The organism is Pseudomonas sp. SGAir0191 (genome assembly GCF_002812565.2).
Classification (GTDB): Bacteria; Pseudomonadota; Gammaproteobacteria; order Pseudomonadales; family Pseudomonadaceae; genus Aquipseudomonas; species Aquipseudomonas parafulva_B.
The window spans coordinates 3,603,011-3,615,682 of sequence record NZ_CP025035.2 but is presented as its reverse complement, the minus strand read 5'-3'; the positions used below and the strand labels follow the sequence as shown (position 1 = coordinate 3,615,682).

Sequence of the window (12,672 nt, the reverse complement as noted above, 5' to 3'; positions counted from 1 at the left end):
ACCGCGCCTGGGCGCGGTTTTTTTTTGCTTCACTAGATCATGCCGAGTAACAACAACACCAACAAGATCACCAGCACCACACCGACGATGCCGGACGGGCCATAACCCCAGCTGCGCGAGTGCGGGAACACCGGCAAGCCGCCAATCAACAGGAGGATCAGGATGATGATGAGAATCGTGGTCATGGAGGAGTCCTTGCGTGGTTGAGGGTCAAGGGCCCAGGTTGCCGGCCTCTTGTAATTAATGACCGACGCTGCTTGTGAAAGATTCCATCGGCGTGTTGGCCATCGCCCCGTCTTTGTGCGCAGCGGGCGGTTCATGGCCGCTCATTCACTTGCCTGATAAGCACCCGCCCTGGGCATCGGCTTGATTAGACTGGGGCCACACCCTCTGAAAAAAGGCAGTCGCCATGCACAAGCGCATCATGATCACTGGCGCAGGCTCCGGGCTGGGCCGCGAAATTGCCCTGCGTTGGGCGCGCGAAGGCTGGCGCCTGGCGTTGGCCGATATCAGCGAGGCTGGCCTGCGCCAGACGCTTGAAATGGTGCGTGCCGCGGGCGGGGACGGGTTCGTGCAACGGTGCGATGTACGCGACTACAGCCAGCTCACCGCGCTGGCACAGGCGTGCGAGGAGCACTTCGACGGCATCGATGTGATCGTCAATAACGCCGGGGTGGCATCAGGCGGGTTCTTCGCCGAGTTGTCGCTCGAAGACTGGGACTGGCAGATCTCGGTAAACCTCATGGGCGTGGTCAAGGGCTGCAAGGCTTTTCTGCCGCTGCTTGAGCGCAGCAAAGGGCGCATCGTCAACATCGCCTCCATGGCAGCGCTCATGCAGGGCCCAGGCATGAGCAATTACAACGTCGCCAAGGCGGGAGTGCTGGCGCTCTCGGAAAGCCTGCTGGTGGAGCTGCGCCAACTAGAGGTGGGTGTGCACGTGGTCTGCCCGTCATTTTTCCAGACCAACCTGCTGGACTCGTTCCGTGGGCCGGATCCGGCCATGAAAGCGCAGGTCGGCAAGTTGCTGGAAGGCTCGCCCATCAGTGCCAGCGATATCGCCGAGTGCATCTACCACCAGGTGGCTGACGGGCAGTTTCTGATCCTGCCCCACGAAGCGGGGCGCCAGGCCTGGGCGTTGAAATGCCAGGCACCTGAACGGCTGTACGATGAAATGGCCGACATGGCAGTGAAGATGCGTGCGAAGGCCCGAACCCGTTAAGGAGTAGGGCGGCTCTGTAAGAACGGTTACCTAGCCGTGTCAGGTCTTTCTGAATGAGGGTGGAAGTATTGAGTAGCCAAATGGCTAAGCTGCACGCTCCGGTTTTCCCTTTCGCTGGAGAACCGGAACATGTTGGTAATAGGACGCGAAGTGGGTGAGGTCATCATGATCGGCGATGACATCCGAATCATGGTGGTAGAGACCCGGGACGGGATGGTGCGCTTCGGTGTCGATGCACCCCGGGAGGTGCCGGTGCACCGCGCCGAGGTCTACAGGCGCATCAAGGAAACGCAATGTGCCAGGGCGCGCCGGGCGCACAAGGCTTCATAGGCCGCCTGGAGTCGCCCCGCATGTGCCTTACTCCAGCAGTTCGCGAGGCACGTCGTGCTTGGCCAGCAGCTGGCACTGCTGGCTTTCAGGGTCGAACAGGATGAACGCCTGCCCCTTGGCCAGCGCCTGGCGGACCCTCAGCACACGGGTTTCCAACGGCGTGTCATCACCATTGTCGGTGCCGTCGCGGGTCACGAAGTCCTCGATCAGGCGGGTGAGGGTGTCGGCTTGCAAGTGTTCGTAGGGAATCAGCATGGGTAACGTGTCTGAATGAGTTGTAGGCATCCTACGCGATTTCGATGGCGCAGGGACCGCCCGCCAGGCGGTCCCACACTTGCTGTCAGGTCTTCTGACCGACCAGGCTGTCCACCGCCGGCACGCGCGTGTCGCTCTCCATCTGCGCATCGTGTTCGAGCTGATGACTGAAGCGCTCAAGTGACGCATTGGCTGGCTGCGAGTCGCTGGCAAATACGGGCGGGCTCAACAGGTAGGCCGACAACAGTTGGCTCAACGCGGCCAGGCTGTCGATGTGCGTGCGCTCATAACCGTGGGTGGCATCGCAGCCGAAGGCGACCAGCGCCGTGCGGATGTCATGGCCCGCAGTCACCGCCGAATGGGCATCACTGAAGTAGTAGCGGAACAGGTCGCGGCGTACCGGCAATTCCTGTTCGCCTGCGAGCTTGAGCAGGTGTCGGGACAAGTGGTAGTCGTACGGCCCGGACGAATCCTGCATGGCCACGCTGACGGCGTGCTCACTGGAGGCCTGGCCGGGCGCGACCGGGGCGATATCGATCCCGACGAACTCGCTGACATCCCAGGGCAGGGCGCCGGCGGCTCCCGAGCCGGTTTCTTCGGTGATGGTGAACAGCGGGTGGCAATCGATCAGTGGCTGGCGGCCACTTTCCACCACGGCTTTCAAGGCGGCCAGCAAGGCAGCGACCCCGGCCTTGTCGTCCAGGTGGCGCGCGCTGATATGACCGCTGTCGGTGAACTCGGGCAGCGGGTCGAAGGCCACGAAGTCGCCGATCCCTATGCCCAGCGCCTCGCAATCGGCACGGGTGGCGCAGTAGGCGTCCAGGCGCACTTCCACATGATCCCAACTGATGGGCATCTGGTCGATGGCGGTATTGAAGGCATGCCCGCTGGCCATCAGTGGCAGCACGCTGCCACGAAATACGCCTGCATCGGTGAACACGCTGACGCGGCTGCCTTCGGCGAAGCGGCTGGACCAGCAGCCCACCGGCGCCAGGGCCAGGCGACCGTTGTCCTGCACCTGGCGCACGCTGGCGCCGATGGTGTCCAGGTGCGCGGAGACGGCGCGGTCCGGGGAGCTTTGACGCCCTTTGAGGGTGGCGCGAATGGTGCCGCGTCGGGTCAGTTCGTAGGGAATGCCCAGCTCGTCCAGGCGCTCGGCCACGTAGCGCACGATGGTGTCGGTGAAGCCTGTAGGGCTGGGGATGGCGAGCATTTCCAGCAAGACGCGCTTGAGGTACTCGAGATCGGGTTCGGGATGTCGTTCAGACATGTCCAGGCCTCCGGTCGGTTGAAAAAGCGTTGGATGATCCGGTCGTCACGGTCGAGCGGGAGCGGCGCCGGCGCCGGGCTCCCGTCCGAGCGAAGCAGGGGTGCATCAGGCCAGCGGCCTGCTATGGGGGAACAGCAGGTCGATGAAGCGTTCTGCCGTCGGTTGCGGCTCGTGGTTGGCCAGGCCTGCACGCTCGTTGGCCTCGATGATGACGTAGTCGGGTTCGCTGGCATCCTTGACCATGAAATCGAGGCCCACCACGGGTATCTCCAGTGCCCGCGCTGCACGGATGGCCGCATCGGCGAGGGTAGGGTGAAGGCGTGCCGTGACATCTTCGAGCGTGCCGCCGGTGTGCAGATTGGCGGTGCGCCGCACGGCCAGCTGGCGGCCCGCGGGCAACACATCCTCATACCCAAAGCCGGCCGCGGCCAACGTGCGCTCGGTCTCATCGTCCACTGGGATCTTGCTTTCGCCGCCAGTGGCCGCCTGGCGCCGCCGGCTTTGTGCATCGATCAGCGCGCGGATGCTGTGCGTACCATCGCCCATCACCTGCGCCGGGTGGCGAATCGCGGCCGCGACTACTTCATAGCCGATGACCACGATGCGCAAGTCATGCCCGGCATGGAAGCTTTCCAACAGCACGCGGCTGTCGAACTGTCGAGCGTGTTCGACCGCACGCGTGACGTCTTCGATGGTCGTGAGGTTGACCGCTACGCCTTGGCCCTGTTCGCCATCCACGGGTTTGACCACGACCGCGCCGTGGTCCTCGAGGAACGCCAGGTTGTCATCGGCGTTACCGGCCAGTTGCTGCGCCGGCACCAGCAGACCTGCATTGTGCAGGGCGTGTTGGGTCAGGCGCTTGTCCTGGCACAAGGTCATGGTCACGGCGCTGGTCAGGTCGCTGAGCGACTCCCGGCAGCGTACGCGGCGACCGCCCAGGCTCAGGGTGAACAGACCGGCAGCGGCGTCGCACACCTGCACCTCGATACCCCGGCGCAGGGCCTCATCGACAATGATGCGCGCATAGGGGTTGAGGTCAGCCTGTGGGCCAGGGCCCAGGAACAGGCGCTCGTTGATGACGTTCTTGCGCTTGACGGCGAACGTGGGCAGGTTGCGAAAGCCCAGTTTTTCGTACAGGCGCTTGGCCTGGCGGTTGTCGTGCAACACCGACAGGTCCAGGTAGGCCAGGCCGCGGCTCATGAAGTGCTCGATCAGGTGGCGCACCAGCACTTCACCCACCCCAGGACGGGTGCAGTGCGGGTCTACGGCCAGGCACCACAGGCTGCTGCCGTGTTCCGGGTCGTCGAAGGCCTTGGCATGGTTCAAGCCCATGACACTGCCGATGATCGCGCCACTGTCTTCGTCCTCGGCCAGCCAGTACACCGGTCCGCCCAGGTGCCGCGGGGTGAGCAGCTCAGGGTCCACGGGCAGCATGCCGCGTGCCTGGTAGAGCGTGTTGATGGCTTGCCAGTCACTGGGGTTTTGCGCCCGACGCACGCGAAAGCCGCGAAATACCCGTTGTGCCGGGCGATAGTCGGTAAACCACAGGCGCAGGGTGTCCGAGGGGTCCAGGAACAGTTGCTGCGGCGCGTGGGCCAGCACCTGCTGGGGCGCCGCCACGTAAAGGGCAATGTCGCGTTCGCCGCGGCATTCGCCCAACAGGTCTTCGGCCAGTTTGGCCGGGTCGGCATAGGTATGCCCGATCAGTAGCCGTCCCCAGCCACAGTGCAGGGCACGTGGCTGGTCGTGGGGCTCGCTGCCATCGCCCGCAAGGCGTGCCTGCAGGCGCTCGTAAGAGGGCGCCTGGCCGCGCAGCAGGCGCTGGCCATAGGCCGTTTCGTGGGCTTTCATGGGTTCAGAGTCCTTGTTCGGTCAGCCACAGGTTCAGCGCCGCCAACTGCCACAGTTTGGAACCGCGCAGGGGGGTGAGCTGGCCGTGCGGGTTGCTCAGCAGACGGTCGATCATGGCCGGATTGAACAGGCCGCGGTCCTGGCTCGGGTCGGTCAGCAGGTCGCGTACCCAACCCAGGGTGGCGCCTTCGAGGTGCTTGAGGCCAGGCACCGGGAAGTAACCCTTCTTGCGGTCGATGACTTCATGCGGAATCACCCGGCGCGCCGCCTCCTTGAGCACCTGCTTGCCGCCGTCGGGCAGCTTGAAGCGTGCCGGAATGCGAGCCGACAGTTCTGCCAGGCGGTAGTCCAGAAACGGCGTACGGGCCTCCAGGCCCCAGGCCATGGTCATGTTGTCCACACGCTTGACCGGGTCGTCCACCAGCATCACCGTGCTGTCCAGACGCAGAGCCTTGTCTACGGCCGCGTCGGCGCCAGGGCGGGCGAAGTGTTCACGGACGAAGTCGCCAGCCGCATCGTTCTCCAGCTGCCAGGCCGGCTGCACGGTGTCACGGTATTCGGCATGGCTGCGGTCGAAGAACGCTTCGCGGTACGCCGCGAAAGCATCGTTGGCGCCATCGACCTGCGGGTACCAGTGGTAGCCGGCAAACAGCTCGTCGGCCCCCTGGCCGCTCTGCACGCCCTTGCAGTGCTTGGCCACTTCGCGCGATAGCAGGTAGAAGGCGATGCAGTCATGGCTGACCATCGGCTCGCTCATGGCGCGGAACGCCGCAGGCAACTGATCGATGATCTCGTGCTCGGCAATGCGCAGTTGATGGTGGCGGGTACCGTAGTGCTTGGCGATCAGGTCCGAGTACTGGAATTCATCGCCGCGCTCGCCGCCTGCGTCCTCGAAACCGATGGAGAAGGTCGACAGGTCGTCCACCCCCACTTCGCGCAGCAGGCCAACCAGCAGGCTGGAATCGACACCGCCGGAGAGCAGCACGCCCACGTCGACGGCAGCGCGCTGGCGAATGGCAACCGCATCGCGGGTGGCGTCAAGGACCCGTGTGGTCCAATCCTCCAGGGTCAGGTCACGCTCATCCGGGTTAGGGCCGTACTGGAGTTGCCACCAGGTGCTGCGCTCGACTTCGCCGTGGCGGTCGATGCGCATCCAGGTGCCGGGTTCGAGCTTTTGCACGTTGGCCAGCAGCGTGCGCGGCGCCGGGACCACGGCATGGAAATTCAGGTAGTGGTTCAGTGCCACCGGGTCGAGCATCGGGTCGATGTCGCCCCCTTTGAGCAGCGCCGGCAAGGTCGATGCAAAGCGCAGGCGCTCGCCGTTGCGCGAGAGGTACAGGGGCTTTACGCCCAGGCGGTCGCGGGCCAGGAACAGGCGCTGGCTGTCGCGCTCCCAGATAGCCAGGGCGAACATGCCGTTGAGCTTTGGCAGCAGGGCCTCGCCCCAGGCGTGGTACCCCTTGAGCAGCACTTCCGTGTCGCCGTCGGACCAGAAGCTATAGCCCAGGTCCAGCAGCTCCTGGCGCAATTCGGGGAAGTTGTAGATGGCGCCGTTGAAGGCCAGTGACAGGCCCAGGGTGCTGTCCTGCATGGGCTGGGCCGAGCCGTCGGACAGGTCCATGATTTTCAGGCGACGGTGGCCGAGGGCAATTGGCCCCTGGCTGTAAAAGCCCCACGCATCCGGGCCACGTGGCGCCAGGTGATGAGTAATTCGCTCAACGGCAGCCAGGTCGGCTGGGCGAGGGGCTTGACCGAGGGGGGTGAAACGCAATTCTCCAGCTAGTCCGCACATGTAACGTAAACCCTTTGAGTTTCGGCACTCATGGCGTCACTGGCTTTTCGCGCGTACCGCATTTGTACTGCTTCCCGCAGGCTTAGGCTGATCAAACTGCGCCCAGTCGTTGGGGCGTTGATCCACCTGGCGCATGGAGAGCAGCACCTGCACGCTGTGCCCGAGTTGCGCGGCGATGAATGCCGGGTTCATGCCGGCGACCAGGCACATGGTTGCGTACGTGTGGCGCGTGTCGTGCATCCTGCGGTGCCTGATACCAAGCATCCGCGAAGCTGCCAGCCAGTAACGTTTTTGACTCGCTTCGGGGCGTCTGAACAGCGCCGAACGGTCGTCTGTCCCACTGGGCGCGAACACATCATCTGAACGCGCCTCGGTGAGCGGTCTGGGTTTTTCGAGGGCGTACAAGGCCCGATCGTTCAATAAAACTTTGCGTGTGCGCTTGGTTTTGGTGCGATTTTCGAGGGTTTCTAGTAGCCCAAGTCCTCCAGCACCGGCCCTATTTCTGGCACCGATCAATTGCCCTCCAACCCAGCGCTGCGCCCACCTGAACACGCTTTCGCAGGCTCGGATGAAGTTCGCCAAGCAGGCGGTATGAATCATCGAAATGCCGTTCGTCGATGCTGGGTGGCGATTAATCCATGACGGCCATTGGCACGAGATGTTGACCCGGAACGATTTTGATGGTCATCTGCGCGCCTGTTTCAGGTGCCCCCTGCCGCCGTGCATGGGGTGAAACGGGAAGCCGGTTCGTCACCCCAGGGTGATCAGTCCGGCGCTGCCCCCGCAACGGTATGCGAGCGATGCTTTCGACAGACCACTGTGCCACCGGCATGGGAAGGTGACGGCATCATGACCCTCGCGAGCCCGGAGACCGGCCTGAAGCCTTGTTTGGCAAACCCGCGGTGGGCGGGCGCAGGCCGGTTTCCGTGGGCGCGTGCGCCTGCGTGTTCCCCATGCGTTGTTCCCTCCGGGATTCTTTCATTCCTCCTGCAAGTGGAAAGATATGTCCCGCTATTGTGTTTTTCTTACCCCTCAAGGGGCGTTGCTAGGTGCGAGCCTGGTGCCCTGTGTGTGCATGGCCGTCCCGATTCAGGCAGCCGAAGATGTCCATGCGCTGGCATTGCCCGCCACAGCCATCACCGGCACTGCCGAGCAGAACCCTCCCGTGGACCTGCTCACCCCTGGTACCAGCGGTTCGCGCCTGAACCTCACGCCCTTGGAAACGCCAGCCAGCGTCACCAGCATCAGCGCCGAGCAAATTCTCGGGCGCAACAACGCCACGGTGCAGGACGCGGTGACCCGCACCCCCGGCATCACTTTCGTCGGCACGCCTGGCAACGGCGGCACTGCGCTTTCGGCCCGTGGCTTCACCGGGCACAGTTCGACCATGCAACTGTATGACGGCACCCGCCTGTACGTGGGCGCCGGCACTGTCACGTTTCCCGTAAACACCTGGTCAGTAGAACGCATCGACGTGCTGCGCGGCCCGGCTTCGGTGTTGTACGGAGAGGGCGCCACCGGTGCGGTGATCAACGTGGTGCCGAAAAAGCCCTTCGACGGCGAGGTTCGCAACCAGGTTCGCCTGGGCTACGGTTCCAATGATCGTCGGCAGTTGGCATTGGACAGCGGCGGTTCGCTGACCGATACCCTGAGTTATCGCCTGAACCTCAACAAGTTGGACAGCAATGGCTGGGTCGACCGTGGTGAGTCAGCCAGCGTTGCTGTCAGCGGTTCATTGCGCTGGCAGCCGAGCGACGAGTTCAGCGTCACCCTCAGCCATGACTACGGTGACCAGGACCCGCAACAGTATTTCGGTACGCCGCTGGTCAATGGGCATTACCGTGAATCGCTTCGTGACCACAACTACAACGTGGCCGACGCCGAGGTGCATTACAACGATCAGTCCACTCGATTGGTCACGGACTGGGTGATCACCGACAACCTCACCGTCAATAACCAGCTGTATTTCCTCAAGGCCCAGCGCCGGTGGCGAAATGCCGAAAGCTACACTTGGCTGCCGGGCGACCAGGTGCAGCGCAGCAATTTCATCAGCATCAAGCAGACCCAGGAACAGATTGGGGATCGCCAATCGTTCACCCTGCAGCACACCCTGTTCGGCCTGGACAGCCAGACCGTGGTTGGCGCGGACTACAACGCGATCCGCTTCGTGCGCAAGCATGATTTTGGCAACACCTACACAGATACCGTGCCGCTATGGGGCTCGGGCGGCGGCGATTACATCAGCACCGACCCCTACCGCTCGCGCGAAGCGAACCAGGCCCGGCAATTCTCCCTGTTCACCGAAAACCGCACGCAACTGACCCAGCGCCTGTCGTTGATCACCGGTGTGCGGCATGACCAGGTGCACCTGAACCGTGACGATCTGGACACCGATACCCGCACCGATCGCAGTCTGAGTGGCGACAACTGGCGGGCGGGCCTGGTGTTCGCGCTGACCGAGGACCTCTCGCTCTATGGTCAGTACGCCACCAGCACCGAAGGTGTGAGCAACTTGCTGACGCTCAGTGCAGCGCAACAAAGCTGGGACCTGAGTACCGCCAAACAGACCGAGGTCGGTGTAAAGCAGATGCTGCCTGAAGGCCGTGGCGAGTGGACACTGGCGGCGTACCACATCGTCAAGAAGAAACTCCTGAGTACCGATCCACTCAACCCCACCGTCCAGCAACAGGTCGGCCAGCAATCTTCGGACGGCATCGAGGCCACCCTGGCGTTGCGCCTGCCCTACGGTGTGCAGCTTTCGGCCAACGCCGCCTGGGTCCGCGCCGAGTACGACGAATTTGCCAGTGGCAACAGCGACTACAGCGGCAACCGGCCGATCGATGTGCCACGGCGGTCGGCCAACCTGTGGTTGAGCAAAGACTTTGGTCGGTTGTTCAGTGCCGGGGCTGGAGCGCGGTATGTCGACAGCCGCTATGGGGACAATGCCAATACCGTGCAGGTACCGAGCTACACCGTGGTCGACGCCAACGTTGACTGGCACGTGCAGCCGGACCTGACCTTGGGCCTGCAGCTCAACAACCTGTTCGATCGTCAGTACGCCACCACCACCGAAAATAACGGCCGGCAGTGGTACCTGGGTGAACCACGGTCTTTCTTCGTCACGGCCGATTACCGTTTCTGATCCGTCCCACCGGCCTGCGGGCCGGTGCTTGCTGGAGTGAATCCGATGACTCGACTGAGTATCGAAGGCCTGCACTGGGCAGTGCCCGAGGCGGGGCGCAGGGTGCGCCAGATCCTGCAAGGCGTGGACCTGCATGTGGACGACGGTGAGTGCGTAGGGCTTGTCGGCCCCAACGGCAGTGGCAAGACCAGCCTGCTACGTTGCGCCTATCGCGCCACGCAACCCACTGCAGGCAGGGTCAGCGTGAGCGGTGTCGATATCTGGCAACGCAGCCCGCGCTGGTGTGCGCAGCGTATCGCGGTGGTGCTCCAGGAGTTTCCTGGCGAATTCGGATTGAGCGTTGCCGAGGTGGTGAGCATGGGGCGCACGCCGCACAAGGCCCTGTTTGATGGCGACACGCCCGAGGACCGGCAAAGGGTCGCTCATACGCTTGTGCTGGTTGGGCTGGCAGGTCATGCCGAGCGTACGTTCGCTTCGCTATCCGGAGGCGAGAAGCAGCGCGTGCTGCTGGCCCGGGCACTGGTGCAAGCCCCTGAGCTGCTGATTCTCGACGAGCCGACCAACCACCTCGACCCGCGTTACCAACTTGGGCTTCTGCAGCATTTGCGCAGCCTGGGGCTGAGCACCCTGGCCAGCTTCCACGACCTCAACCTGGCTGCGGCATTCTGTGACCGGCTGTACGTCATCGACGCTGGCCGCATCCTTGTCAGCGGCACGCCCCAGCAGGTGCTGACCTGCGAACTGATCCAGGAGGTGTTTGGTGTCCAGGCGCTGGTCGACCTTCATCCGCTGCACCCTTACCCACGCATTACCTGGATAACCCGACCATGAACGCTCGCTTTCTGATCGCCCTGATAACGCTGCTGCTGGCGCTGCCTGCCACGGCCAGCGAGTACCCGCTGAACGTGCGCAGTTGCGAGCGCCTGGTGACGTTCAGCAAGGCCCCCCAACGGGTGGTGGTGCACGATGTGAACATGACCGCCATGCTGCTGCACCTGGGGCTGCGAGACAGCATCATCGGCTACACAGGGTTCACCCGCAGTAAACACCGTGACCCATGGATCGACGCTGCACTGGAGGGCGTGCCACAGCTGGCAAGCCGTTATCCTTCCATTGAAACGCTGCTGGCGGTCGATGCCGACCTGTTCTTCGCCGGCTGGAACTATGGCATGCACGTGGGAGGGGCGGTCACCCCCGCGACGCTTGCGCCCTTTGGAGTGCCGGTCTACGAGTTGAGCGAGTCCTGCGCTTGGGTCATGTCCGGCCAACGTGCGAGCTTCGATGATGTCTATCGCGACCTGGATAACCTGGGGCGCATGTTCGATCACCAGCGCCAGGCCCAAGCGCTGATCGGGCAGATGCGCCAGCGGATCGCCGGGGTGCAAGCGTGGGCAGGGCAGGCGCAACACCGACCACGGGTCTTCTTGTACGACAGCGGCGAAGATCGCCCGCTGACATCGGGGCGCCTGGGCATGCCGCAGGCACTGATCGACGCAGCCGGTGGTGTGAACGTGATGGACGACGTGGCCGCCAGCTGGACCCAGGTGAATTGGGAAAGCGTGGTAGAGCGCGACCCTGACGTGATCCTGATCGTCGACTACGGACCCAGGACCTGGCAGCAGAAACGTGATTTTCTGTTGCACCAGCCTGCGTTGAAAGACTTGCGGGCCATCCGCGAGCAGCGCTTCGTGCCACTGACCTACCTGCAGGTCACCCCCTCGGTGGAGAACGTCGAAGCCGTGGAGAAAATCGCCCGCGCCTTGCATCCCGAGCTGTTCGCAGCGGGGGCACCATGACCTTGGCGCGCAGCCCGGCGTGTTATGGCTGGCTGACCGTGGTGCTGGTCATCCTGTTGGTGGCGTCTTTGGTCGTGTCGCTGGCATTTGGCCCGGCATCGGTGCCCTTGACCCACGTCATCGGGATCGTCGCGCAACAGATAGGCATCGACTGGGGGCCTGCGCTCAGCAAGAGCCAGACGCACATCGTCTGGCTCATCCGTGCCCCGCGTGTACTGTTGGGCGCACTGGTTGGGGCAGGGCTTGCCCTGGTGGGTACGGCCCTGCAGTCCGTGACCCGAAACCCATTGGCAGACCCGCATCTGCTGGGTGTCAGCGCCGGCGCTGCGCTAGGTGCGGTGCTGGTGATGCTGTATGTCGGGGACTTTGTCGGTGTACTCAGCCTGCCGCTGGCTGCGTTCGTGGGGGCGACAGGGAGCATGCTGCTGGTGATCGGCGTGGCGCGCCGCGGCGGGCGCCTGGAAAGCGATCGCTTGCTGTTGGCGGGGGTGGCGGTGTCCTTCGTGCTGATGGCCGTGGTCAACCTGCTGCTCTATACCGGTGACCAGCACGCGGCGGCTTCGGTGGTGTTCTGGATGCTGGGTGGGCTGGGGGCTGCCCGCTGGGAGGTCATCTGGTTGCCGGCACTGTGCGTGCTGCTTGGGCTGTGTGCGCTACAGGTGATGGGGCGCGGCCTGAATGCATTGATGAGTGGCGAGCAGACCGCGATCAGCTTGGGCTTCTGTGGCCGGCGCCTGCGGCTTGAGGTGTTCATCTGCACCTCTTTGTTGACCGGGGTGCTGGTTTCGCTGTCGGGCGCCATCGGTTTCGTGGGCCTTATGGTGCCCCATGTAGCGCGCCTGCTGGTAGGGGCGGACAATCGGCGGTTGTTGCCGGTCAGTGCGCTGCTGGGTGGGGTGTTTCTGGTTTGGGTGGATGTGGCCGCCCGCACCCTCATCGCGCCGCAAGACCTGCCGATCGGCATTGCTACCGCAGCGCTGGGCGGGGTGTTCTTCATGCTGTTGCTCAAGCGGTGAC

Annotated in this window: 12 protein-coding genes and 1 riboswitch; of the genes, 6 read left to right on the top strand and 6 right to left on the bottom strand. The window is 63.7% G+C overall.

Annotated features, from left to right (window positions below):
• Window positions 1-32: 32 nt before the first annotated feature.
• Window positions 33-185, bottom strand: a complete 153-nt coding sequence (locus tag CWR53_RS16135) for a DUF3309 family protein (RefSeq protein WP_012271016.1) — start codon at window positions 183-185, stop codon at window positions 33-35.
• A 224-nt stretch (window positions 186-409) separates the two neighbouring features.
• Here CWR53_RS16135 and CWR53_RS16130 point away from each other — a divergent pair, with 224 nt between their 5' ends.
• Window positions 410-1,219, top strand: coding sequence for an SDR family oxidoreductase (locus CWR53_RS16130; protein WP_058637554.1), 810 nt, complete (start codon window positions 410-412; stop codon window positions 1,217-1,219).
• 129 nt (window positions 1,220-1,348) lie between these two features.
• The gene (csrA, locus tag CWR53_RS16125; RefSeq protein ID WP_058605637.1) at window positions 1,349-1,549 is read left to right on the top strand and encodes a carbon storage regulator CsrA; all 201 of its coding nucleotides are present in this window, start codon (window positions 1,349-1,351) and stop codon (window positions 1,547-1,549) included.
• A gap of 27 nt (window positions 1,550-1,576) precedes the next feature.
• Here the strand turns inward: csrA and CWR53_RS16120 are convergent, their stop codons facing one another.
• The 5 genes from CWR53_RS16120 to CWR53_RS16100 form a co-directional block, all read right to left on the bottom strand.
• On the bottom strand, window positions 1,577-1,804 hold the full coding sequence (locus CWR53_RS16120; protein WP_023533767.1) for a YheU family protein: 228 nt from the start codon (window positions 1,802-1,804) through the stop codon (window positions 1,577-1,579).
• Between the two features lie 85 nt (window positions 1,805-1,889).
• Entirely contained in the window at window positions 1,890-3,074 is a 1,185-nt protein-coding gene (locus CWR53_RS16115) for an osmoprotectant NAGGN system M42 family peptidase (RefSeq protein WP_058605636.1), read from the bottom strand.
• 105 nt (window positions 3,075-3,179) lie between these two features.
• Window positions 3,180-4,925, bottom strand: a complete 1,746-nt coding sequence (gene ngg, locus CWR53_RS16110) for an N-acetylglutaminylglutamine synthetase (RefSeq protein WP_058605635.1) — start codon at window positions 4,923-4,925, stop codon at window positions 3,180-3,182.
• Between the two features lie 4 nt (window positions 4,926-4,929).
• Window positions 4,930-6,717 (bottom strand): N-acetylglutaminylglutamine amidotransferase, encoded by a 1,788-nt coding sequence (locus CWR53_RS16105; protein ID WP_058605634.1) that lies wholly within the window; start codon window positions 6,715-6,717, stop codon window positions 4,930-4,932.
• 36 nt (window positions 6,718-6,753) lie between these two features.
• Window positions 6,754-7,317 (bottom strand): tyrosine-type recombinase/integrase, encoded by a 564-nt coding sequence (locus tag CWR53_RS16100; protein WP_100852044.1) that lies wholly within the window; start codon window positions 7,315-7,317, stop codon window positions 6,754-6,756.
• An 86-nt stretch (window positions 7,318-7,403) separates the two neighbouring features.
• Window positions 7,404-7,612: riboswitch (cobalamin riboswitch) on the top strand.
• 108 nt (window positions 7,613-7,720) lie between these two features.
• On the opposite strand from CWR53_RS16100, the gene CWR53_RS16095 reads away from it, so the two are divergent.
• Genes CWR53_RS16095 through CWR53_RS16080 form a run of 4 tightly spaced genes read left to right on the top strand, consistent with a single transcriptional unit; the run spans window position 7,721 to window position 12,671 of the window.
• Entirely contained in the window at window positions 7,721-9,859 is a 2,139-nt protein-coding gene (locus CWR53_RS16095) for a TonB-dependent siderophore receptor (RefSeq protein WP_100852043.1), read from the top strand.
• Between the two features lie 45 nt (window positions 9,860-9,904).
• The gene (locus CWR53_RS16090; RefSeq protein ID WP_100852042.1) at window positions 9,905-10,690 is read left to right on the top strand and encodes an ABC transporter ATP-binding protein; all 786 of its coding nucleotides are present in this window, start codon (window positions 9,905-9,907) and stop codon (window positions 10,688-10,690) included.
• Window positions 10,687-11,655 (top strand): ABC transporter substrate-binding protein, encoded by a 969-nt coding sequence (locus CWR53_RS16085; RefSeq protein WP_100852041.1) that lies wholly within the window; start codon window positions 10,687-10,689, stop codon window positions 11,653-11,655. Before CWR53_RS16090 ends, CWR53_RS16085 begins: the two co-directional genes overlap by 4 nt.
• On the top strand, window positions 11,652-12,671 hold the full coding sequence (locus tag CWR53_RS16080) for an iron ABC transporter permease (protein WP_100852040.1): 1,020 nt from the start codon (window positions 11,652-11,654) through the stop codon (window positions 12,669-12,671). Before CWR53_RS16085 ends, CWR53_RS16080 begins: the two co-directional genes overlap by 4 nt.
• Window position 12,672 lies beyond the last annotated feature (1 nt).

What these genes read in the sequence shown, in the direction of transcription:
- CWR53_RS16080 (WP_100852040.1), top strand. Translation starts at nt 11,652, where the DNA reads ATGACCTTGGCGCGCAGCCCGGCGTGTTATGGCTGGCTGACCGTGGTG.
- CWR53_RS16105 (WP_058605634.1), bottom strand. Translation starts at nt 6,717, where the DNA reads ATGTGCGGACTAGCTGGAGAATTGCGTTTCACCCCCCTCGGTCAAGCC.
- CWR53_RS16100 (WP_100852044.1), bottom strand. Translation starts at nt 7,317, where the DNA reads ATGATTCATACCGCCTGCTTGGCGAACTTCATCCGAGCCTGCGAAAGC.
- CWR53_RS16090 (WP_100852042.1), top strand. Translation starts at nt 9,905, where the DNA reads ATGACTCGACTGAGTATCGAAGGCCTGCACTGGGCAGTGCCCGAGGCG.
- CWR53_RS16120 (WP_023533767.1), bottom strand. Translation starts at nt 1,804, where the DNA reads ATGCTGATTCCCTACGAACACTTGCAAGCCGACACCCTCACCCGCCTG.
- CWR53_RS16135 (WP_012271016.1), bottom strand. Translation starts at nt 185, where the DNA reads ATGACCACGATTCTCATCATCATCCTGATCCTCCTGTTGATTGGCGGC.
- CWR53_RS16130 (WP_058637554.1), top strand. Translation starts at nt 410, where the DNA reads ATGCACAAGCGCATCATGATCACTGGCGCAGGCTCCGGGCTGGGCCGC.
- CWR53_RS16095 (WP_100852043.1), top strand. Translation starts at nt 7,721, where the DNA reads ATGTCCCGCTATTGTGTTTTTCTTACCCCTCAAGGGGCGTTGCTAGGT.
- csrA (WP_058605637.1), top strand. Translation starts at nt 1,349, where the DNA reads ATGTTGGTAATAGGACGCGAAGTGGGTGAGGTCATCATGATCGGCGAT.
- ngg (WP_058605635.1), bottom strand. Translation starts at nt 4,925, where the DNA reads ATGAAAGCCCACGAAACGGCCTATGGCCAGCGCCTGCTGCGCGGCCAG.
- CWR53_RS16085 (WP_100852041.1), top strand. Translation starts at nt 10,687, where the DNA reads ATGAACGCTCGCTTTCTGATCGCCCTGATAACGCTGCTGCTGGCGCTG.
- CWR53_RS16115 (WP_058605636.1), bottom strand. Translation starts at nt 3,074, where the DNA reads ATGTCTGAACGACATCCCGAACCCGATCTCGAGTACCTCAAGCGCGTC.